Below are 22,123 nucleotides of genomic sequence, written 5' to 3'. Positions count from 1 at the left end.
TGAAAATTGATTACATTACTCGTCATAAACCTAACATTTTATTGACATTTTATGGATAGTCAAACTTCCGACCCTAACAATCAAAACATTATAAAAAATAACATAAGCATTGGTGCAGCATTACTTCCGGTTATCGCACTAGTAGGTATGCTTGCCTATAATGTATTTGTCTTTGGAGATGATGCCCTTAGCGGATCAAATCAATTTATACTGCTCATGGGGGCAGCTGTAGCTGCTATTGTTGGTCATTTCACCAATACCTCTTACGATACTATGGTAGAGGAAGTCTCTCAAAATATTAAATCTACCTCTGGAGCTATTTTAATTTTATTAATGGTGGGAGCTCTCGCAGGAACGTGGCTTGTGAGCGGAATTATTCCTACTATGATTTATTATGGGTTACAGATTTTAAACCCTACTATTTTTCTAGCAGCTTGCGTAGTAATCTGTTCAGTTATTTCGGTTGCCACCGGAAGTAGTTGGACTACTTCAGCAACTGTAGGGATTGCATTGATAGGGATTGCAGAAGCCTTGGGAATTCCTTTAGGTATGACCGCAGGAGCAATTTTATCTGGAGCTTATTTTGGAGATAAGCTTTCTCCCCTTAGTGACACAACCAATCTCGCTCCTGCTATGGCTGGGACAGATTTGTTTACACATATAAGATATATGTTATACACCACCGTTCCTTCTATAGTTGTCACTCTTATTATTTTTATAATTATTGGTTTAAACCTAGAAACCGAAGGTGTTGCCGATACTGATTCAATTTTAAATTCTATTGATGCTGCCTTCAATATTTCTCCTTGGTTATTTATCGTTCCTGCGTTAGTGATTTTTCTTATCATAAGAAAAACACCTCCTTTAATTGCATTATTACTAGGAACATTATTAGCGGCAGTGGCCAGTCTCATTTTTCAACCAAATATTGTGGCAGAAATTGCTGGAAGCACTCAATTAACAGTAGAAAGTGCCTATAAAGGAATTATGAATGCCATTACTGTAGATACTCAAATTGAAACTTCTAATGAAGCTTTAAACGATTTATTCTCGTCTGGTGGTATGCGAGGTATGCTAGGAACAATTTGGTTAATTATTTGCGCTATGACCTTTGGTGGAATTATGGATGCAATAGGAGCTTTATCAAGAATAAGTCAGGCTCTACTTCAAATGTTTCATACTACTTTTGGGTTATTTAGTAGTACCGTAATTAGCTGTCTTGCGTTGAATGCTACTGCCTCAGATCAATATTTAGCTATTGTAGTTCCCGGAAAAATGTTTGCTAAAGCATATAAAGATAAAGGTTTAGCACCTGAAAATTTAAGTAGAACCTTAGAAGACTCGGGAACCGTTACCTCTGTGTTGATACCGTGGAATACCTGCGGAGCTTATCATAGCGGAGTGTTAGGAGTTCCTGTAGCAAGTTATTTTGTATATGCTATATTCAATTACTTAAGTCCGTTTATGACTTTACTTTTCGCCGCATTTAATATAAAAATTAAACAACTTACACAAAAAACCACTGCATGAAATTAGATATTTTAGCCATAGGAGCTCACCCCGATGATGTTGAATTAAGCTGTAGCGGAACTATCGCTAAGGAGATAGCTCAAGGCAAGAAAGTTGGTATTTTAGATTTAACTCGTGGCGAACTCGGCACAAGAGGAACTGCTGAAATTAGAGATCAAGAAGCTAAAGATGCTGCTGAAATTTTGGGGGTTTCTATGCGAGAAAACCTAGAGTTTAGCGATGGTTTCTTTATCAATAACATAGATCATCAACTAGAAATTATAAAAATTATTAGAAAGTATCGTCCCGATGTTATTTTATGTAATGCTATTAAAGATAGACACATTGATCACGGCAAGGGAAGTCAATTGGTGAGCGATTCTTGTTTTTTAAGCGGTCTTAGAAAAATAGAAACCACTTACCAAGGTAATCATCAAAAACCGTGGCGTCCTAGATTAATTTTACATTACATTCAATGGATAGACATTGAACCCGATGTTATCGTAGACATTACAGGATATATAGACACAAAAGTTGCTTCCGTAAAGGCTTATAAATCACAGTTTTTCGATGAAAATAGCGACGAACCCTCTACTCCTATCTCTAGTGACAATTTCTTAGATAGTGTAACTTATAGAGCTAGAAATTTAGGTAGACTCATAAATACAGAACATGCAGAAGGTTTTACCGTAGAACGCTGTCCTGCAGTATCTTCTATTTTTGATTTAATTTAATTCAATTTTTATTTTGTCATATTGGTATAAAGTATTAAATTTGCCAGCTCAAACAAATGGTGGTTGTAGCTCAGCTGGTTAGAGCGCTGGTTTGTGGTACCAGAAGTCGCCGGTTCGAACCCGGTCTTCCACCCTTTTTTCAAAGCCTTGCTTTTTCAGCAAGGCTTTTTTTATTTAAAAACTTCCTGCTTTAGCTTTATAGTATATTTTTCAACTAAAAGATTGTTAATAACAACTCTATATCTATATAATTGTTTGAAATTTACCCTAGGATTAACTCCAATATGAAATCACTTTACAATAAGTTACTAAGTTTTATAAATACGATTCGCGGAAAAATCGCTTTTTACCCTACTCTTTTCAGTATTATTGGGTTCAATTTCGCAATGTTGATGCTTTATTTAGAGGATAAGGGAATTTCAGCTTTTATTATAGAACATGTACCCGAATTAGTAATCAATAACCCAGATACAGCAAAAACTTTATTAAGCTTTTTAACTGGCGGGATTATTTCTATTATGGTTTTTAGTTTCTCCATGGTAATGGTGTTGTTAAACCAAGCTTCCAGCAACTTTTCGCCGCGCGTATTACCCGGACTTATATCCAACAGAAATCATCAATATGTACTGGGAATTTACCTAGCTACCATCTTATACAACACATTTACTTTAGTTGGTATAAACCCACAAGAAGACAGCAAATATCAATTACCTGGATTTTCTGTTTTGTTAGGTATTATTTTTACTGTTATATGTTTTGGAGCTTTTCTTTATTTTATACATTCTATATCACAGGCAATACAAGTCAATAATATTCTGGATAACATCTATAAAAAAGCAAAAAATAGACTGGAGCATTTGTTAGAAAAAGAAGAAGAAACTCCGCCTGAATTTCCCGACACTTCAAACTGGAAAAGTTATTACAGTACAGAAACAGGATATTTTCAAAAAATTGCTGTATCTAACCTTATTGCCATTTGCAAAGAACACCAAATAAAAATAAAAATATTACCTATACAAGGAATTTTTGTTCTTAAGAAAGTTCCTATTATCAAAGTAAGTCAAGAAATAGATTCAGAATTAGTAAAAAGAATATTATCTAACTTCAACTTCGCAAGAGGAGAGTTTATAGAAGATAACTATGCTTTAGCTTTTAAACAAATTACCGAAATTGGAGTAAAAGCTATGTCTCCAGGTATAAACGATCCTGGTACCGCCATCAACAGTATAGATTATTTAACTGAATTATTTGCACTAAGACTTCAAAAAAATGATAAAACGGTAATCTCTTCAGAAGAAAAGGAACCGTTAATAGCTATTACAACAGCTAACTTTAAAGAAGTTCTTTACCAAGTGATGTCTTCTTATAGAACCTATTGTAAAAATGACCTTACTTGCATCCAAAAGCTTTTTATTATGTTTAAATATCTTCTCTTACAGGAACCACACCTTAAAGAATATCATTCTGCTATTTTAGCTGAAGCTGAATTACTCTTTCAAGATACCAAACGAACTATAGAAAATCAAACCGATATCAATAGAATTGAATCCTTATATAAATCACTACCACAACCCAAAACCAATTAAAAACAGTAAATTTGCATCCTAAAAAATTATTATGCCTTTAACCAATAATGATACTTTTAAGAAATTAAGAGTGGCTCACAAGTTGAGAGACGACGATATAATTAAAATTTTTGCTTTAGTAGATTTTAAAGTAACTAAAAGTGAGTTAAGTGCTATTTTCAGAAAAGAGGATCATCCTAAGTATGTAGAATGCGGAGATCAATTTTTGAGAAACTTCCTTAACGGACTTATTATTCATTTAAGAGGACCTATGCCTCCTAAAAAAGATAATAATCCTAAAGACAAAAATCCTACTGCATAAATGTTATCATATGATAGATGAAATTGCCTACCCCAAGCGAATTCTAACTGAAGAAGAAATTAATATTCTAAATAAAAAATATCAGCCTTTATCTGTTGATCAAAGAATAAATGAGCTTTACCATGACTTTGATGTGAATGAGGTAATGCTTACAAGTTCTTTTGCTGCTACTTCTGCATTTTTGCTAAAACTTTTTGCTGATATCAACAAACAACAAGAGGTGTTTTTTATAGATACAGGATATCATTTTCCCGAAACACTTGACTATAAAGAAGAGCTTTCAAGGAAATACAACTTGAATGTAAAGTCTATTAGCGCTTTAAAAGAAGAACATGCATTTACTACAAAAGATGAAACTTGGAAAAAAAATCCAGACTTTTGTTGTTCTATCAATAAAGTAAGACCTTTAGAAATTATCAAAGAAAATTATTCTGTTTGGGTATCAGGTTTAATGGAATGGCAATCAGATCACCGTTCTACTTTAAATATTTTTGAGCAAAGAGGAGAAATCTTAAAGTTTTATCCTCTATTAGATGTATCTAAAGAAAGAAGAGATTCTTATATAAAAAAACACCAACTACCCTTTCATCCATTGGTTGAAAAAGGATATCATTCTATTGGCTGTAGCCATTGTACGGTACCTGGCGAAGATCGTAGCGGACGCTGGAACAATAATCCAAAAACAGAATGCGGTTTGCATTTGTAGTTTTTAACAGATAAAAAAACCCGCTATGCTAGCGGGCTTTTTTTTATGAATTAATCTTAGTGTTTAAGCTAAGACTTTTTGAACTTTATCTGCTGCTTCTTGAAACTGAACAGCGCTCTCTACATTAAGACCACTATTATCAATTAGTTCTTTAGCGATATCTGCATTTGTTCCTTGTAAACGTACAATAATTGGCACATTAATCGCATCACCCATATTTTTATAGGCATCTACAACTCCCTGTGCTACACGGTCACAACGAACAATTCCTCCAAATATATTAATTAAGATAGCTTCTACTTTATCATCTTTTAAGATTAGACGAAAAGCTTCTTCTACACGTTTTGCATCGGCTGTACCCCCTACATCTAAGAAGTTTGCTGGCTCACCACCTGCAAATTTAATTAAATCCATAGTTGCCATCGCTAAACCTGCTCCGTTAACCATACACCCTACGTTTCCGTCAAGGTCAACATAGCTTAAACCTGCATTTCTAGCTTCTACTTCTGTTGCATTTTCCTCACGCTCATCACGCATAGCCGCATAATCTTTGTGACGGTATAATGCGTTATCATCTAAAGATACTTTAGCATCTACTGCCATAATCTTATCATCACTTGTTTTTAACACTGGGTTAATTTCAAATAATGATGAATCTGACTTATCGTAAGCTGTATAAAGAGCGGTAACAAATTTTGTCATTTCTTTAAACGCAGCTCCAGATAAACCTAAGTTAAAAGCAATTTTTCTAGCTTGGAAAGGTAAAATTCCTGTAGCAGGATCAATTTCTTCCGTAAAGATCAAGTGCGGAGTTTCTTCTGCAACAGTTTCGATATCCATTCCACCTTCAGTAGAATACATAATCATATTTCTACCATTAGCTCTATTTAAAAGTACAGACATGTAATACTCATCTGGTTCACTATCTCCAGGATAATAAACATCTTCTGTAATCAAAATTTGATTTACTAATTTTCCTTCTGCAGAGGTTTGAGGAGTTACCAAATGCATTCCAAGAATTTCTCCTGCAATAGTTTCTACTTCCTGTAGGTTTTTGGCAAGCTTTACTCCACCACCTTTTCCACGTCCACCAGCATGTACTTGTGCTTTAATCACGTGCCATCCAGTTCCTGTTTCTTCAGTTAATTTCTTTGCAGCTTCAACTGCTTCTTCTGGTGTATTTGCAACGATTCCTCGTTGTATTCTTACTCCAAAACTATTTAATATTTCTTTTCCTTGATATTCGTGTAAATTCATAATCAGGTTTTTCTAGAAGTTCAATTTTGATTCGTAAAAGTAACAAAAGTAATACTTTGTAACAATATTTTTAAGTAAAGAACAATTAAATCTATTCAATTAATTTAAATGCTTGTTTTTCACTTCGGTTTCACGAAATTTTTTCTGTTTTTGCGCTATTTTTCTTTTTACATCTTGTGGCCATTGAGAATTATCTTCTGCTTCTAAAATTCTGAGTTTTTGATCAGCTTTTACCTGAAGTAATTCTTCTGGACGTTCTCCTATAATTTTAGCAGCCGTAGCTACTCCAGAGTGTGCTGCTCCTGCAACTCCATGAGATAATATACTTGCCCCAGTTAAATAAAGATTTTCAAAAGGAGATTGAGGTTTAAATGCAAACGGACCTATTTGCTTTAAGGTTTTTTCTGTACCGTAAATATTCCCTCGTGTAGAATTGATATAATATTCATTGGTTAATGGGGTTCCTAAATCAATATGAACAATGTGATTCTCCATACCTGGAAATTCTTTTTCTAAAGAAACCATAAATAAATCACATAACTGTTTTTTGAAGTTTTGGTAATCCTCATTTCGATTTTTTCCTAAATGCTCATAAGGTTTAAATTGTTCATAGTCTATTAAGGTGACTACTTCAAAATTGTGATTTTTCCCATCAAAACTAGTAGGATCTTTTAAAGTAGTGCAGCTAATAAACATCCCAGGTAATTCTCTTAATTCTAATAAAGGGGTGTTTATTATTCCGCGTAAAGCGTTATCTATATCTACTTCAGTAAAACGCCAAATATTTCCGCTATGCATTCCGTGTTTTGTCATATCCATATCTACAGTTAAGAATAGGATAAGTGAAGTGAGCGAATAAGTAGTTTTAGCTAATTTTTTTTGAAGTTTTTTGCTTAAATTTTCTTCTCCTATAAGCCTTTGGAATGTAGTATGTGGATCGGCATTGCTAATGATATTTTCTGCAAAAAGTTGTTCACCGTTTTCTAATTCTACACCTATCGCTTTATTTTGCTGAAGCAGAATTTTCTTTACTCCGCTTCTAGTTCTTATTTCCGCTCCTAAAGCTTTAAGTCGATTAGTTTTTGCTTTTACTAAGGCTCCTCCTCCTCCCATAGGATAATATGCTCCATTTTTATAATGCCCCATTAGTGCACAATGAAAAGGAAAGGGTATTTTGCTAGGAGACAGTGCGTGATCACCACATTGCACAGAAAGTATATTACGTAATACAGAATTTTTTATAAACTTTTTAAGAACTTTTTCTAAGCTAAACAAACCGTATTTACCCATTTCTTTAGTCCGAAAAGGAATAAGTACATGATTCCAAAAACCTTTAAGTTTAGGAATCATCATAATTTGATGATTCACTTTATCAATAAGGTCTATAACTTTTACGATTCCTTTTTCCTCCTCAGGAAATCGAGCTATTAATTTTATTTTTAGTTTCTCATAGCTGTCAGGAAAATCGAATTTATAGTCTCCTAAATGACAACGTTCATAGGCATTGGGATGCATTTTAAAGAAGGTGAGGTCATTAGCAATACCTAAATCTTTATATAAATCGCTAGTAGATTCTCCTTCTCCGAGTAAACCTATATAATGTAACCCGGGACTGTGTCGCTGCCCATTCACATAAAAACTATGGCACCAACCTCCAGGAACATCGTGTTTTTCTAAAACCAAGACTTTCTTTCCTCGCTCTGCCAAACAAATCGCACTGGTTAAACCTCCTGCTCCAGAACCTATTACAATAACATCGTACACCTTATAATTTTTGGGAAAGATACACTGATATTTTTTTTAGAAAAAAGTAAATTATGTTTTCCTACATTTGCCCTTATGATTCCTGGACTAGAACCTAAAGACCTCATTAAACTCGCTTATGCCAAAATGTATTTTGGCAAGTATAAGAATTGGTACCTATCAGATATCCCTGAACCTTATTACACCTGGTTTTCTCAAAAAGGATTTCCAGAAAATAGTCTTGGCAAGCAACTTAAAGCAGTACACGAATTAAAAATAAACGGTCTAGAAGTCTTGTTAAAAGATATACGTAAGAAATACCCAAAACCTTTGTAATCATAGCGATGACAAAATGTTTATCAAATTCTATTTTTCTCTCCTATAAACGAGATTAAATTTGTACTTTTGCGCTCCGTATAGACAATATTTAAACAACCCAAAAAATGGCACAAACTAAGTACATTTTTGTAACTGGTGGTGTTTCTTCGTCTCTAGGGAAAGGAATTATCGCAGCTTCACTCGCAAAACTTTTACAAGCACGTGGTTATAGAACCACGATTCAAAAATTAGACCCTTATATTAACGTAGATCCGGGTACTTTAAACCCATACGAGCATGGGGAATGTTTTGTAACTGAAGATGGAGCAGAAACTGACTTAGATTTAGGTCATTATGAACGTTTTCTAAATGTAAATACTTCTCAAGCCAATAACGTTACTACAGGACGCATTTACCAAAGTGTGATCGAAAAAGAACGCCGTGGTGAGTTTTTGGGTAAAACTGTACAAGTTGTTCCTCATATTACCAATGAAATCAAGGAAAGAATTCAGATTTTAGGTAAAAGTGGCGATTACGATATCGTACTTACAGAAATTGGTGGTACCGTTGGTGATATAGAGTCACTTCCTTACATAGAAGCTGTTCGTCAATTAAAATGGGATTTAGGAGAACACAATTCTTTGGTAATACACCTTACTTTAATTCCGTATTTATCGGCTGCAAAAGAATTAAAGACCAAACCTACTCAGCATAGTGTAAAGACTTTAATGGAAAGTGGTATTAATGCGGATATTTTAGTTTGTAGAACAGAACATGAATTAAGTGATGATCTTAGACGAAAATTAGCGCAATTTTGTAATGTAAAACAAGAAGCTGTAATTCAATCTATCGATGCTTCAACCATTTACGACGTCCCTAATCTAATGTTAGAAGAAGGCTTAGATACCATTACGCTAAAAAAATTAGACCTTGCAGACGACACTCAGCCAGATTTAACACAGTGGAACCAGTTTATACAACGTCATAAAAACCCTACTGCAGAAATTACAATTGGCCTTATAGGTAAATATGTGGAGTTACAAGATTCTTACAAGTCTATTCTAGAATCTTTTATTCACGCTGGAGCGGAAAATGAGGTAAAAGTAAATATTAAAAGTATACACTCAGAATTTTTAGATGTAGACCATAAAAACTCTATCATTAGCAGCCTTGACGGAATTTTAGTTGCCCCAGGTTTTGGAGAGAGAGGAATTGAAGGTAAAATTGAAGCCGTACGTTATGCTAGAGAAAACAACCTTCCTTTTTTCGGAATATGTTTAGGAATGCAAATGGCGGTCATAGAATATTCCCGAAATGTCTTAAATCTTAAAGACGCTAACAGTACAGAAATGGATGACACCACAAAAAATCCTGTCATCGATATTATGGAAAGTCAAAAAAACATTACTCAAATGGGAGGAACCATGCGCTTAGGAGCTTGGGATTGCGAGCTTAAAGCAGGTACTCTTATTGAGAAAGTATATGGCAAAGCTAAAATAAGCGAAAGACATCGTCATCGTTACGAATATAACAACGAATATAAAGAACAATTAGAAGCTGCTGGATTAGTAAGCTCTGGTATTAACCCTCAAACAGGATTGGTAGAAGTGGTAGAACTCAAAGACCACCCTTGGTTTATTGGGGTACAATATCATCCAGAATATAAAAGTACGGTAGCTACTCCACACCCTCTATTTATTGATTTTGTGAAAGCTGCCAAAATTTTTTCAGAAAAAAGAAAATAATGCCATCTTGTCTTATATAAAATAAGTGGTTCTTTTTTTGAAATAATTTTTTACAATTTAATGCGTGTTTTAAATCAAAATTAAGAGTTTTGCACGCTTATTTAAAGATACTCAAGTTGTTTGAAAACTTGATCATTGAAACATTCTTATGGATAATAAAAAATTTGACCTTAATTCCCTTATCGGATTTTTCTTAATTGGAGCAGTCTTACTATGGATGCTTTATTACAACCAAGACGAATCTACACAAGTAGAAGAAGTAGGCACACCAGAAAAACAGGAAAGTGTTGAACAAACTACTCCTAAAAATGAGCTTACCACAAACTCACCTACTACAGATTCATTAAGCATTGCTAAAGCACAAGAAAAACTTGGTGCATTTGGTTATTCTTCTACCCTTCCTTCTGCTAAAGAAAACATAACTACTTTAGAGAACGATGTATTAGAATTAAAAATAAGTAATAAAGGAGGGCAAATTGTTGAAGCTAAACTTAAAAACTTTAAAACCTACGATTCTCTACCTATCTATATTGTTAAGGATGGTAATGCATCCTTCAATTTAAATTTCACCACCCAAGATAACCGTTCTATAGCTACTCAAGATATGTATTTTGAGCCTAGCCTTTCTAAAGACGGTTCTTCTTTATCGATGAAATTAAAAGTTTCTCAAAATGAGTATTTAGAATACTATTATGAGTTAAAGCCAGAAAATTATATGTTTGACTTTGCCATTCGTTCTAACGGATTGTCAAATGTCATTAACAAAGATAATATTCAGCTTGACTGGAAATTAAAAGCTTATCGACACGCCAAAAGTATTTCTTACGAGAATAGGTACACAGAAATTCTTTGGGAATATGAAGGTGATAAAGATGATTACACAGGGCAAGGAGATAACGATGACGCTGAAGATGAAGAAATCTCTTGGATAGCCTTTAAACAGCATTTCTTTAACTCTATTTTATTAACTGATGCTCCTTTTGAAAGAGCTAAATTTGTTTCTAAAAATTTAGTTCAAGATGAAGAAGTAGATACTGTTTTCACTAAAGAGTTTTCAGCTTCTGTTCCTTTACAATTAAAAGGTGGTGAATTTAATGAAACCATGGACTTCTATTATGGTCCAACCGATTATAAAATATTAAATGAATACAAGCGTAATTTAGATGAAGTAGTTCCTTTAGGATGGGGAATTTTTGGATGGATTAATCAGTTTTTAATCATTCCATTTTTTAATCTTCTTAGCGGATTTTTACCAGCTGGGATTGCTATTATTTTCTTAACTATTTCAGTTAAATTACTGCTTTCTCCTGTACAATACAAGCAGTACGTTTCTCAAGCAAAAATGAAGGTTTTAAGACCTGAAATTAATGAGTTGAATGAAAAGTATAAGGACAATGCAATGAAGAAGCAGCAAGAAACTATGAAGCTGTATAGCAAAGCTGGAGCTAGCCCTATGAGTGGATGTTTACCTGCTTTAATGCAAATTCCTGTCTTTTATGCCTTATTCAATTTCTTTCCTAGTGCTTTTGATATTAGACAAAAAAGCTTCTTATGGGCAGATGATTTATCGAGTTATGATGTAGTTGCAGAATTACCTTTTACTATTCCGTTTTATGGAGACCACGTAAGTTTATTCCCTATTCTTGCTTCTATCGCTATTTTCATTTATATGATGATGACTACAGGGCAAAATATGCAACAGACACAACCTGGGATGCCAAACATGAAATTTATCATGTACTTATCTCCGTTATTTATGTTGATTTTCTTCAATAACTACGCAAGTGGATTATCATTGTATTATTTAACTTCTAACTTAATTACAATAGGAATTATGTTGGTCATTAAAAACTTCATTATTGATGAAGATAAGATACATGCTAAGATTCAAGAGAATAAAAAGAAACCTAAGAAGCAAAATAAGTTTTCTAGAAAAATGCAGGAAATGATGGAACAAGCCGAGCAGCAAAAAAAGGCTAAAAAATAATCACATCACCTAAGTTATTGATACAAAAAAGCTCTTGAAAATTTCAAGAGCTTTTTTTGTTTGGGCTTATTCTAAGAATATATATACACTCAACCACTCTTGGAATAAGCAAACTATTCTAGTTTATTTTTGACTAATGACATTTATATTTCATTATTAAAATAACGTCGATATTAGTAAAATATCTTTAATTTTAAAATATTAATTTTAGTAAAAAAAAATCCGCAATTTTCATTGCGGATTTTTTTTACTAAATTTTGGTTTATTATAATTGTGGTAGAATAACCTTGTCTATAGCGTGAATAACTCCATTGGCAGCTTGCACATTCGTAACGATTATAGAACTCTCTCTTCCATTAGCATCTGTAATAGTAGCGTTAGAAGCATTTATTGAAACGTCTCCTCCTAAAGTAGTTACAGTTCCCGATGATAAGTCTTCTGATCTTATGTTTGCCTCAGCAATCACGTGCATATTTAAGGTCGCAGCTAATACTTCAGTGTCTATATCTGAAAGTCCGCCTACTTCCAATTCTGTAATTAAACTTGCAAAAGCATCATTAGTTGGAGCAAAAACAGTAAATGGTGCTGGAGTTGTCCCAGCAGGTGTACTTAATGTATTTACATAAGAAAAACTTTCTTCTCTAGTTAAAGCGCTAACTAAACTCGAAAAATTAGGATCTGCCGTAGCAAAAGTAACAACTGTAGGTAAAGCAATAACACTGTTTACAGCGTGAATAACGCCATTATCTGCATCTATATCTGCATTAACAACAGCTACATTTCCATTAATCATCACTCCATTACTAGTATCTAAATACATACTTAAGTTACTTTGAGTGCTTTCTTCTACAGCTAGACTATTTACGTAGCCTGTATTAATTTCATCTGATTCTATTTCACCTGCCAAAACATGGTTTAATAAGACCTGTCTCAAAACATCAGTAGGTACTTCATCTAAATTAGCGAAACCATTGTCACTTAAAAATGCAGCAAAAGCATCGTTACTTGGAGCGAAAACAGTAAACTCGGTGTCCCCAGAAAGAGTAGTTACCAAATCTGTTTTAATTAAAGCTGCTTCTAAGCTTGAATAGTTTTCATTTTCAATAACAATATCTGCAATGCTTTTATCATCGTTTACTACTGTTGTTGAATCATCATCATCACTACACCCAATAAAACTTAAGGAGCATACTAATAATAGAACTGAGAATAAATTTTGTTTTTTCATGATTTTTGTTTTTTTATTTCACGTAAAACTAAATCATCTTCAATCTATTTTTTGTTTAATAAAAGTTAATTAACATTAAACAAACATTTGTTTAGTGGAGCAATAAAGTATCAATTTTATGCAAAAGTCCGTTTTTGGCTTGAACATCTACTCTTACCGAATTAGACTGACGCTGTTGCACATCTGCTAAAGTAAAAGTACTATCGGTTTTTATAACTTGAATTTGACTTTCTAAAGTATTCACACTCAAAGGTAAATTTTCTAATGTATAAGCATTATTAGTAACGATATGATTATTAAGTACAGAGGTTAAATTTGCAGTATCAATATCTTCTAATGTAGCATTTTGATTTGGGAAAAGCTCCAACAAAGCACTTTCAAAAGCTGTATCTATAGGAGCAAAAATTGTAAACGGACTTTCAGTTCCGTCGTTACTCATTAGTCGGTTTATATAATTTTCTGGGAGTTGATCATCGCGTGTTAAGGCAGTCTGGAATGTAAATAAATCCGCATCAGCGTTAATAAACGTATACAAATCTGGCACTTCCAATACTTTATCTAAAACATGAATTACTCCATTTGTCCCTACAATATCTTGTTCTATAATATTGCTAGTTCCATTTAATAATAATCCCAAAGTTAAATTAAAATAAGTATCTATGTGATTGCTATTATTGGCTACTGCCCTATTTTTAAAATATCCAGTTTGAAGAATATCTGTTGTAAAAAAACCTTCCATAAGATGATTCTTTAAAAAATTCACTTTTTCTGAAGTAGTAAAATTTTGATTTGCCAAAAAGGGATCTAAATCGATGTCTATAGGAACAAAAATAGTTTTGTTATCTTCAGTTTGAATTTCTGACAGTAAATTTTCGGCTTCTAATTCTTCATAAAAACTAAGAAGTCGACTATCTATTTGCATTAAATTTGTGACCTTTGGTGGGTTAAGCACTTTATCAATTCCGTGTAAAACGCCATTATCTACATCTATATTAGGAAAAATTATACGGGTTTGTGCATTAAAAAGTAATTCTTCTTCACTATCTACAAACAAATCTAAATTATAACTAACAGAATCATTCAATACTTTTTTAGCATTTGTTTTTAAATAACCTGTAGTAAAGTTTTCTGCATCATTTGGGGTTTGTAAAAGGTGATAGTCAACTAATCTTTGAGCTTCTTCACCTGATAATGCTTCTAGGCCAGAAATACCTAAGTCAGAAAAATAAATATTCATAGCCTCATTATCGGGCGCGAAAAAGGTATAAGTACCAGAATTCCCATCTAAAGTACCTTCATAGCCAGCTTTGACAACCGTTTGAGCTATAATAGAATACTCATTGTTTTTTTGCAAGTAATTTATAATAGAGTTATTTCCTTCTATTACATTACCATTATCATCATCATCTTGACAAGAAAAAAGAACACAGGCAAACAATAATACTGGCAGTATTTTTGTTAATTTTGATATAGAATAATTCATTTAGAATTTACATTTAAAATTATGCCCAATATACAAAAACCATCATTCATGAAAACTCAAAGATTTTTTTTACTTCTGCTATGTATTTCTATGTTCGGAATTAAAAATTATGCTCAAACTGAAAAGTTTAATCAAACCGATGCCCAAGGTCAACGTCACGGAAAATGGATGAAAAAATTTGAAGGTACCAATCAAAAAAGATATGAAGGTACTTTTGAGCATGGTAAAGAAGTAGGTGTTTTTAAGTTTTATAAAGAGGGAAACTATAACCAACCCGTAGCTACAAAAGAATATAATACTAAAAATGATTCTATTCTAGTAACTTACTATACAAATAATGAGGTCATAGTAAGCCAAGGCAATATGGTTAACAAGAAAAGAGAAGGTACTTGGCGATATTACCACAAAGGTGGGGAAAAATTGATGATGATAGAAAATTATAAAAATGATAAACTACACGGTAACAAAAAAACCTTTTTACCTGACGGAATGTTGGCGCAAGAAGAAAATTACAAAAATGGCAAGCTTGACGGAACTGAAATCGTGTACCTTAAAGACAAGCAAATTTTACAATATTACACCTATAAAAATGGAAAGCTAAATGGCTTAACTAAAATCTACGATAAATCGGGAAACATTTTAAGTGAAGGAAATTATAAAGAAGACGAAAAAGACGGAATTTGGAAGTTTTATGATGATGGAAAAGTGGTACAAACAATAAAATACCCTTTACCTAAAACTCCATTGAAAGTAAAGAAAAAACAAACCGACTAAAATTCATATTTTTGCATTAAAAAAAGAGATTGTGGCTAAAAAAAGAGTGATAGTAGGTTTAAGTGGCGGAGTAGATTCTAGTGTAACCGCATACCTATTAAAGGAACAAGGTTATGAAGTAATTGGCTTATTTATGAAAAATTGGCACGATGACTCTGTAACTATTAGTGATGAATGCCCTTGGCTAGATGATAGCAATGATGCTATGTTAGTAGCCGAAAAATTGAATATTCCTTTTCAAACGGTAGATCTTAGTGAAGATTATAAAGAACGTATTGTAGATTATATGTTCGATGAATATGGTAAGGGAAGAACTCCTAACCCAGACGTATTATGCAATAGAGAAATAAAGTTTGATGTCTTTATGAAAATTGCACTTTCTTTAGGAGCCGATTATGTGGCTACAGGACATTATTGTAGAAAAGCTGAATTTGAAAAAGACGGAGAAACCATCTATCAATTGTTAGCGGGGAAGGATAAAAATAAAGATCAGTCTTATTTTTTATGTCAGCTTTCTCAAGAGCAATTGGCTAAAACCTTATTTCCTATAGGAGATTTGCAAAAGAGTGAAGTGAGAGAAATTGCTACCCAGCAAGATTTGGTCACAGCAGAAAAAAAGGATTCTCAAGGTTTATGTTTTATAGGGAAAGTCCGTTTGCCGGAATTTCTTCAGCAAAAACTTCAACCTAAAGATGGAATTATTGTAGAGATAGAAGCTAACGATGCTACCTATTTTTCCGATAAGGAAGAAGATACTTCTTTAACTAGTCAAATAAAAAAATATACTTACCATAAGGAACAAGGTAAAAAAGTAGGGCATCATAATGGGGCGCATTATTTTACAAAAGGTCAGCGAAAAGGTTTAGGTGTTGGAGGTACTCCAGAACCGCTTTTTGTAATCGAAACCGATGTAGATGAAAATGTGATTTATACGGGACAAGGAAAAAATCACCCCGGACTTTTAAGAAAAGGACTTTTTGTTGATAAAAATGAGATCCATTGGGTACGAGAAGATTTAAAATTACCTGTGGGTAGCCAACTGAAAACCAAAGCAAGAATTCGCTACCGACAAACCTTAGAAGATGCTACCTTATACCAAGAAGAGCAAGGTCTTTATGTAATATTTGATCAACCTCAAACCGCTATCATGGAAGGACAATTTGTTGCTTGGTATCAAGATGATGAATTGATTGGCTCTGGCGTAATTTCTTAATTTTATAAAAATGAAAAACTATATTTTTGGAGTTTTACTCGTAATTTCTTTTGGACTAAAAGCTCAAGAACACGCTTGGATTTATTTTACAGATAAGCCTAATGTACAAGCTTCTATAAGCAACCCCAGTTCTATTCTTAGTCAACGTGCAATTACACGTAAAAACTTACATAATATAGCTATAGATGCCAGAGACGTTCCTGTAAATGAAAATTACATTACTACACTAAAAAACCAAACCGGTATTGTGGTTAAAGCAAAATCTAAATGGTTTAATTGCGTTCATGTGCTAGGAAGCATTCAAAACATAAACAACCTAAGTAATCTAAATTTTGTTCAAAATATAGTTTTTGCGAATGATATGCTTAACCCAAGACCAGCTCAAATGGATCAAAGTGAAGACACCCAGCAAAAATTTGAGGTAAATGTAAATTACAATTATGGGGCGAGCAATAATCAAGTTTCAATGCTAAATGTTGAGGACTTGCATCAAGATGATTATATAGGCACAGGAATGCTTATTGCTGTTTTAGATTCAGGTTTTCCTAATGTGTTAATGAATCCTGGTTTTGCAAATTTAAATCAAGATAACCGTTTGCTTGGGGGTTATGATTTTGTAGCTAGATCTAATAACTTTGCGAGTTCAAATTTACACAACCACGGAGCTATTGTACTTTCAGATATGGTTGGTTTTCTCAATAATCAATTTGTGGGAACTTCTCCAGATGCTTCTTTTTATTTATTTAGAACCGAAGATGCTAATTCTGAAACTCCAGTAGAAGAAAGCTACTGGGTAGAAGCAGCCGAAAGAGCAGATAGTTTGGGGGTAGATTTAATCAATTCCTCTTTAGGTTATTCTCAATTTGACAATCCCAATTACAACTACACTCCACAAGATATGGATGGTAATACGGCTTTTATCACTAGAGGTGCCAACATTGCTGTAGAAAAGGGAATTTTAGTAGTTAACTCGGCTGGTAATTCTGGACAAGATTTTAGTTTTCCTATTATAAATGCTCCTGCCGACGGGAATGTTTTTACAGTAGGCTCTGTAGATCAAAATGGAGATTATGCTTCTTTTAGTTCTATAGGTCCTTCTGCAGATGGACGTGTAAAACCAGATGTAGTAGCTCAAGGTGCTGGTTCTGCTATTATTAATCTAAGTGGAAATGTCGATTTCTCAAATGGAACTTCTTTCTCTTCTCCTATTATGACTGGTGCTATAGCAAGCCTATGGCAAGCAAATCCCAACAAAACCAATCTAGAAATCATGCAAATTGTAAGAGAATCTGCTTCTCGTTACAACAATCCAAATAATGAAATTGGATACGGAATTCCAGATTTTTCAGTGGCCGTGCAAGACGTACTTTCCACTCTGTCTGTAGATAAAAACACGATTATCGCTTATCCCAACCCCACTTCTAATATGCTTTATTTGCGTAACGCTTCCGCGGAAGCGAACACTATAAAAGTTTATTCGATGTTAGGAAAAAAAGTGTTGGAAGTTAAACACGCTAACCAAATAGATTTCTCTTCTTTTTCGAAGGGGATTTACTTATTACAAGTCTCAAATAATACAGAAGAAAAAACTCTTAAAATTTTTAAAAACTAATGCAAACCAATAAAATTACTTCTCTATTTAATATAAAATATCCATTAATTCAAGCTGGTATGATATGGGCTAGCGGCTGGAAGCTGGCCAGCGCCGTTAGTAATGCAGGCGGTTTAGGAATAATTGGAGCTGGCTCTATGTATCCTGAAGTATTAAGAGAGCACATTGTAAAGTGCAAAAAAGCAACTTCCTTCCCTTTTGCTGTAAATGTTCCTATGTTGTATCCCAACTTAGAGGAAATTATGGAAATTATAATAGAGGAAGGAGTTGAAATTGTCTTTACTTCTGCAGGAAATCCAAAAACGTATACCTCTATTTTAAAAGAAAAAGGAATTAAAGTGGTGCACGTGGTAAGTAGTGTAAAATTCGCATTAAAAGCAGAAGCTGCTGGGGTTGATGCCGTCGTAACGGAAGGGTTTGAAGCAGGTGGACATAATGGAAGGGAAGAAACAACTACTTTTACCCTTATCCCAATGGTAAAAGAAAAATTACAAATTCCTTTAATTGCAGCAGGTGGGATTGCCACAGGAAGAGGAATGCTTGCGGCTATGATTTTAGGTGCAGATGCGGTTCAAATTGGAAGTCGTTTTGTTGCTTCACCCGAAGCGTCTTCTCACCAAAACTTTAAAGATTTAGTGGTAAAAGCGCAGGAAGGAGAAACGCAATTAACCCTTAAAGAATTAGCTCCCGTACGTTTATTAAAAAATAAGTTTTTTAATGATGTGATGGAACTCTATACCACGCAACCTACTAAAGAAGATTTGATAGGACTTTTAGGAAGAGCTAGAGCCAAAAAAGGAATGTTTGAAGGTGATTTAGAGGAAGGTGAATTAGAGATCGGTCAAATAAGCGGATTGATAAACGAAATTAAACCTGCTGCCGAAATCGTAAAAGAAATCATTACCGAATTTCAAGAGGTTCAAAAAGAAATAATTTCTTTTTGAAAGTATTTATAAGGTGAAATTTATATTATAAATAACACCTTCTTAATTAACCTTTTAAATTCAACTCGTTTATTAAATACTCAATTTTTTTCTCTCGATTATAAACTCCTTCTGAATTAGGATAGTAACCTTTTTGCATTAAAAAAGTTCTAGTTAAATAAAGTTCAAAATGATCAATTGATAAATTACTTTCTTGATAAGCTTTTTTTAAGTTGGGATAATAACTGAGTCTAGTTTTTAAATCAGAATGATGTATTACTACCCAAGGAGTAATATTTGCCTTTTCCGTAAAAGTATTGCTATTAGGGTATCCAAATTTATTCAAATAACGTTTAATTTTTTTAAGATTCACTTTATCAAGAGAATCCATTTTAATTAAATATTTTTTGTATTGTTTTGAGTTTTTACCAAATTTGAGTAAAATATTAGAAGATTTTTCACCTCTCATACTTTGATCAAAATTAAAAATTTCTGTTAAAAATAACTCTTTCTCAGAATTATTTTTTAATGATGAAATTTCTTCTAAATCATCAATTTCTTTTTTACTGTTTATATTACAACTAAAAAATAATAATATTAAAATTGTATAAAATATATTTTTTAGATTTATTCTCATTATGAATATTGAAAATTCTTTTGTTATGATGGATATATAAACTGTATATCTTTATCAATATCTGGGTGTAAGCTATGATAAACGGGGCATGTTAACGCCGCATTTTCAAGTTTCTTTTTTGTAGAGTCATCGTAGTTTTTAGAAAAAGTAAATTGAACTTCAATCTTAGAAATTCTACGAGGATTGGAAGCCATGGTTTTAGTAACGTTAGCTCCTGTTCCTACTAAATCTATATGTTCTCTTTCGGCCAAAATCCCCATTATCGTAAGCATACAACTTGCGAGAGCTGTTGCCACTACATCTGTTGGAGAAAATGCTTCTCCTTTACCATTATTATCTGTTGGTGCATCGGTTAAAAAAGTATCTTCACTTTTAAGATGAGTATTTCTAACTCTTAGATTCCCTTCGTAAACTACTGTAGATGTAACCATAATTAATCGTTTAAAACTTTAAGCTCAAGATTTTCTTGATATTGCATTAAATAAACTGCATCATTGTAAAACCCACCAATCATTTTTTTATGGTAACTGAATTTATTCTCAATATATTCTGATGTTCCTTCTATACTTAAAGCTTCATAAAAATCATTAGATGTTGCTAACCTCAATAAAGCATCTAAAGTGATATCATAACCTCTTACTGCATATTTGTTAGGAATTACGCCGTAGTTTTCTTTATAAGTACTAATAAATTCACTTAAAGGTTCTTTTTGGTATTCTCTAGAGATAGAAGCGTATGTAAATTTTAAATTAGTTAAGTATTGGTTAGGAACCTCATCTTCAAATGTATCAGTCTTATTGGAAGTAAATAATCTAATAGGATAACTTTTAGAAAGTGCATTTAAATAAGAAGTACTATTTGTTACTAAGGCAACATCATCTGCCTCGATAACTATCCAGTTTTCTTTATTTTTATCTAATTTAGAAGTTAAATCTGACTGTTGTAAATAATCTTCTTTCTTTTGAGTAATAATTCTAGCTTCAGGGATAGTATATGCCAATTTATCTTTAATAAATTGATGCTTTTTATCAGTTAAAATCAAGATATTTTTTCCTTGTTTTAAGCTATCTAAATACGTGATTAAGGCTTGTTCCATCATTAAATCTGACGGTCTAGTTTGTATCAAATTATTTTTTCCGTTAAGCTCTCCACTCGTTAGAGGAGATAAAACGGGAACACCAGCATTATCTAATAAACGCGAAGCCTCTTCTAAGTTTGCCGTTAATAATGGACCTATTACTAATTGAGTTTCAGAAAAATCATTGGTATTGATAATTTCGCTCACCTTAGACTTATTTCTCTGTGTATCGTAAATGTTCGCATCTACATAAATTCCTAATTTTTCCGCTTTAGCGATAGCTTCTTCAACTCCGCTATAAAAATCTAAAGAAATTCTTAGTACTTTATCATTTTTAAGTTGATCTTCTTTATCAATACCTGCCTTAAATTTCTGAAGACTAAAAGGAAGCATTACCGCAATCTTTTTACGATCACGGTTAGAAATTAACTCTTCTAAATTTATTTTTTCTGAATTGTTTAAAACCGAGAAATCATTTGATTTTTTTGGTAACTTAATCGTCATACCCGCCTCTAAACCTTCTTGAGCTAATTGAGGGTTCCAAGCTAAAAGTGAATCTTTAGAAACCTGAAAGCGTCTTGTTAAGCTATAATAAGTTTCCTTAGGTTGAACTTCATATTCTTGAAAACGATTGTTAGAATCATCTTGTGATTGATTACTTACCGCTTTTTTATTTTTATTGACAATGGTAAGTAACTGACCTGCTCTTAATTCAAAAACCGTAGGATTCAACTCATTTAATTGCTCAACACTTAAACCATATTTTTGAGCGATTCCATATTTAGTTTCTTTAGGTAAAACAATATGAATTACATTGCTAAAAGAAGATTCGCTTAAAGATTCATTATAATTAATCGTCTCTTTCTTCTCACTAAAGATAGGAATCTTAATAAGGTCTCCTTTTCCTAATTCTTCTTTTAGTAAATACGAATTATACTTTTTAATTTCATCTACAGAAACATCATTAGTTTTAGCAATGCTATATAAAGTCTCTTTGCTCTTTACACGGTATTGCTTAAAAGTAATTGAACTTCCTTCTTCTGAGGTAGGTACAATTTCTTCTGTTGGAATAACTAAAACAGTAGAAGCTATTTTTTTGTTCTTCGCATCTGGATTAAGCCTATAAATTGATGCTTCAGAAATTTTATATTTCTGAGCAATACTCTCTATTGTTTCTCCCTTTTTTACTTTATGTGTTTTATATCCCTGTGAGAATCCCAATTGAAAAACTCCAACACATACCAATAAAACCTGAATCAATTTTTTCATCTACTCGTTTTTATATTCCT

19 protein-coding genes and 1 tRNA gene are annotated in these 22,123 nt (G+C 32.9%); 13 read left to right on the top strand and 7 right to left on the bottom strand.

The window, feature by feature from the left end; translation table 11 throughout:
• Positions 1-51: 51 nt before the first annotated feature.
• The 6 genes from nhaC to LX95_RS11385 all read left to right on the top strand — a co-directional run bounded on the left by nhaC (position 52) and on the right by LX95_RS11385 (position 4,836).
• The gene (gene nhaC / locus LX95_RS11410) at positions 52-1,530 is read left to right on the top strand and encodes a Na+/H+ antiporter NhaC (protein WP_111541587.1); all 1,479 of its coding nucleotides are present in this window, start codon (positions 52-54) and stop codon (positions 1,528-1,530) included.
• Complete coding sequence (gene bshB1, locus LX95_RS11405; RefSeq protein ID WP_111541586.1) at positions 1,527-2,243, top strand: bacillithiol biosynthesis deacetylase BshB1; 717 nt, start codon at positions 1,527-1,529, stop codon at positions 2,241-2,243. Before nhaC ends, bshB1 begins: the two co-directional genes overlap by 4 nt.
• Before the next feature lie 58 nt (positions 2,244-2,301).
• Positions 2,302-2,377: transfer RNA gene (locus LX95_RS11400), tRNA-His, on the top strand.
• A 150-nt stretch (positions 2,378-2,527) separates the two neighbouring features.
• Positions 2,528-3,829: a DUF2254 domain-containing protein gene (locus LX95_RS11395; protein ID WP_111541585.1), complete on the top strand. Its 1,302-nt coding sequence runs from the start codon at positions 2,528-2,530 to the stop codon at positions 3,827-3,829.
• Positions 3,830-3,860: 31 nt separating this feature from the next.
• Positions 3,861-4,130, top strand: a complete 270-nt coding sequence (locus tag LX95_RS11390; RefSeq protein WP_111541584.1) for a DUF1456 family protein — start codon at positions 3,861-3,863, stop codon at positions 4,128-4,130.
• A 13-nt stretch (positions 4,131-4,143) separates the two neighbouring features.
• Positions 4,144-4,836, top strand: a complete 693-nt coding sequence (locus LX95_RS11385) for a phosphoadenylyl-sulfate reductase (protein WP_111541681.1) — start codon at positions 4,144-4,146, stop codon at positions 4,834-4,836.
• Between the two features lie 63 nt (positions 4,837-4,899).
• On the opposite strand, the gene sucC is transcribed toward LX95_RS11385, so the two are convergent.
• Together sucC and LX95_RS11375 are read right to left on the bottom strand one after the other, a co-directional pair.
• Complete coding sequence (gene sucC, locus LX95_RS11380; protein WP_111541583.1) at positions 4,900-6,093, bottom strand: ADP-forming succinate--CoA ligase subunit beta; 1,194 nt, start codon at positions 6,091-6,093, stop codon at positions 4,900-4,902.
• Between the two features lie 99 nt (positions 6,094-6,192).
• Entirely contained in the window at positions 6,193-7,857 is a 1,665-nt protein-coding gene (locus LX95_RS11375; protein ID WP_245924767.1) for a phytoene desaturase family protein, read from the bottom strand.
• A gap of 75 nt (positions 7,858-7,932) precedes the next feature.
• On the opposite strand from LX95_RS11375, the gene LX95_RS11370 reads away from it, so the two are divergent.
• From LX95_RS11370 to yidC, 3 genes are all read left to right on the top strand, one after another.
• Positions 7,933-8,172, top strand: a complete 240-nt coding sequence (locus tag LX95_RS11370; protein WP_111541581.1) for a DUF3820 family protein — start codon at positions 7,933-7,935, stop codon at positions 8,170-8,172.
• A gap of 107 nt (positions 8,173-8,279) precedes the next feature.
• Positions 8,280-9,899, top strand: a complete 1,620-nt coding sequence (locus tag LX95_RS11365; protein WP_111541580.1) for a CTP synthase — start codon at positions 8,280-8,282, stop codon at positions 9,897-9,899.
• A 148-nt stretch (positions 9,900-10,047) separates the two neighbouring features.
• The gene (yidC, locus tag LX95_RS11360) at positions 10,048-11,886 is read left to right on the top strand and encodes a membrane protein insertase YidC (RefSeq protein ID WP_111541579.1); all 1,839 of its coding nucleotides are present in this window, start codon (positions 10,048-10,050) and stop codon (positions 11,884-11,886) included.
• A gap of 265 nt (positions 11,887-12,151) precedes the next feature.
• Here the strand turns inward: yidC and LX95_RS11355 are convergent, their stop codons facing one another.
• Together LX95_RS11355 and LX95_RS11350 are read right to left on the bottom strand one after the other, a co-directional pair.
• A complete protein-coding gene (locus LX95_RS11355) occupies positions 12,152-13,114 on the bottom strand; it encodes a fasciclin domain-containing protein (RefSeq protein ID WP_111541578.1) in 963 nt (320 codons plus the stop codon).
• A 91-nt stretch (positions 13,115-13,205) separates the two neighbouring features.
• The gene (locus LX95_RS11350; protein WP_111541577.1) at positions 13,206-14,597 is read right to left on the bottom strand and encodes a fasciclin domain-containing protein; all 1,392 of its coding nucleotides are present in this window, start codon (positions 14,595-14,597) and stop codon (positions 13,206-13,208) included.
• 48 nt (positions 14,598-14,645) lie between these two features.
• On the opposite strand from LX95_RS11350, the gene LX95_RS11345 reads away from it, so the two are divergent.
• The 4 genes from LX95_RS11345 to LX95_RS11330 are packed head-to-tail and all read left to right on the top strand — an operon-like array spanning position 14,646 to position 19,140.
• Positions 14,646-15,371 (top strand): toxin-antitoxin system YwqK family antitoxin, encoded by a 726-nt coding sequence (locus LX95_RS11345; RefSeq protein ID WP_170116611.1) that lies wholly within the window; start codon positions 14,646-14,648, stop codon positions 15,369-15,371.
• A gap of 31 nt (positions 15,372-15,402) precedes the next feature.
• Entirely contained in the window at positions 15,403-16,584 is a 1,182-nt protein-coding gene (mnmA, locus tag LX95_RS11340; RefSeq protein WP_245924766.1) for a tRNA 2-thiouridine(34) synthase MnmA, read from the top strand.
• Between the two features lie 10 nt (positions 16,585-16,594).
• Positions 16,595-18,196 carry a S8 family serine peptidase gene (locus tag LX95_RS11335; protein ID WP_111541574.1) on the top strand — a complete coding sequence of 534 codons (1,602 nt, stop codon included), beginning with the start codon at positions 16,595-16,597 and terminating at the stop codon, positions 18,194-18,196.
• Positions 18,196-19,140: an NAD(P)H-dependent flavin oxidoreductase gene (locus tag LX95_RS11330; RefSeq protein ID WP_111541573.1), complete on the top strand. Its 945-nt coding sequence runs from the start codon at positions 18,196-18,198 to the stop codon at positions 19,138-19,140. The genes LX95_RS11335 and LX95_RS11330 overlap by 1 nt, the downstream gene beginning before the upstream one ends.
• 46 nt (positions 19,141-19,186) lie before the next feature.
• On the opposite strand, the gene LX95_RS11325 is transcribed toward LX95_RS11330, so the two are convergent.
• From LX95_RS11325 to LX95_RS11315, 3 genes are read right to left on the bottom strand one after another with little or no spacing between them, the layout of a single operon-like run.
• The gene (locus LX95_RS11325; protein ID WP_111541572.1) at positions 19,187-19,756 is read right to left on the bottom strand and encodes a hypothetical protein; all 570 of its coding nucleotides are present in this window, start codon (positions 19,754-19,756) and stop codon (positions 19,187-19,189) included.
• A gap of 23 nt (positions 19,757-19,779) precedes the next feature.
• Positions 19,780-20,187, bottom strand: coding sequence for an OsmC family protein (locus tag LX95_RS11320; RefSeq protein WP_111541571.1), 408 nt, complete (start codon positions 20,185-20,187; stop codon positions 19,780-19,782).
• Between the two features lie 2 nt (positions 20,188-20,189).
• Positions 20,190-22,103, bottom strand: a complete 1,914-nt coding sequence (locus LX95_RS11315) for a LysM peptidoglycan-binding domain-containing protein (RefSeq protein ID WP_111541570.1) — start codon at positions 22,101-22,103, stop codon at positions 20,190-20,192.
• Positions 22,104-22,123 lie beyond the last annotated feature (20 nt).

The sequence above is a fragment of the Mesonia algae genome (assembly GCF_003253545.1).
Taxonomy (GTDB): Bacteria; Bacteroidota; Bacteroidia; order Flavobacteriales; family Flavobacteriaceae; genus Mesonia; species Mesonia algae.
The sequence above is the reverse complement of the archived record's forward strand: the minus strand, read 5'-3'. Positions and strand labels throughout refer to the sequence as shown.

What these genes read in the sequence shown, in the direction of transcription:
- nhaC (WP_111541587.1), top strand. Translation starts at nt 52, where the DNA reads ATGGATAGTCAAACTTCCGACCCTAACAATCAAAACATTATAAAAAAT.
- LX95_RS11355 (WP_111541578.1), bottom strand. Translation starts at nt 13,114, where the DNA reads ATGAAAAAACAAAATTTATTCTCAGTTCTATTATTAGTATGCTCCTTA.
- LX95_RS11390 (WP_111541584.1), top strand. Translation starts at nt 3,861, where the DNA reads ATGCCTTTAACCAATAATGATACTTTTAAGAAATTAAGAGTGGCTCAC.
- LX95_RS11335 (WP_111541574.1), top strand. Translation starts at nt 16,595, where the DNA reads ATGAAAAACTATATTTTTGGAGTTTTACTCGTAATTTCTTTTGGACTA.
- LX95_RS11350 (WP_111541577.1), bottom strand. Translation starts at nt 14,597, where the DNA reads ATGAATTATTCTATATCAAAATTAACAAAAATACTGCCAGTATTATTG.
- LX95_RS11325 (WP_111541572.1), bottom strand. Translation starts at nt 19,756, where the DNA reads ATGAGAATAAATCTAAAAAATATATTTTATACAATTTTAATATTATTA.
- LX95_RS11345 (WP_170116611.1), top strand. Translation starts at nt 14,646, where the DNA reads ATGAAAACTCAAAGATTTTTTTTACTTCTGCTATGTATTTCTATGTTC.
- LX95_RS11320 (WP_111541571.1), bottom strand. Translation starts at nt 20,187, where the DNA reads ATGGTTACATCTACAGTAGTTTACGAAGGGAATCTAAGAGTTAGAAAT.
- LX95_RS11330 (WP_111541573.1), top strand. Translation starts at nt 18,196, where the DNA reads ATGCAAACCAATAAAATTACTTCTCTATTTAATATAAAATATCCATTA.
- LX95_RS11315 (WP_111541570.1), bottom strand. Translation starts at nt 22,103, where the DNA reads ATGAAAAAATTGATTCAGGTTTTATTGGTATGTGTTGGAGTTTTTCAA.
- LX95_RS11395 (WP_111541585.1), top strand. Translation starts at nt 2,528, where the DNA reads ATGAAATCACTTTACAATAAGTTACTAAGTTTTATAAATACGATTCGC.
- LX95_RS11365 (WP_111541580.1), top strand. Translation starts at nt 8,280, where the DNA reads ATGGCACAAACTAAGTACATTTTTGTAACTGGTGGTGTTTCTTCGTCT.
- sucC (WP_111541583.1), bottom strand. Translation starts at nt 6,093, where the DNA reads ATGAATTTACACGAATATCAAGGAAAAGAAATATTAAATAGTTTTGGA.
- LX95_RS11370 (WP_111541581.1), top strand. Translation starts at nt 7,933, where the DNA reads ATGATTCCTGGACTAGAACCTAAAGACCTCATTAAACTCGCTTATGCC.
- yidC (WP_111541579.1), top strand. Translation starts at nt 10,048, where the DNA reads ATGGATAATAAAAAATTTGACCTTAATTCCCTTATCGGATTTTTCTTA.
- bshB1 (WP_111541586.1), top strand. Translation starts at nt 1,527, where the DNA reads ATGAAATTAGATATTTTAGCCATAGGAGCTCACCCCGATGATGTTGAA.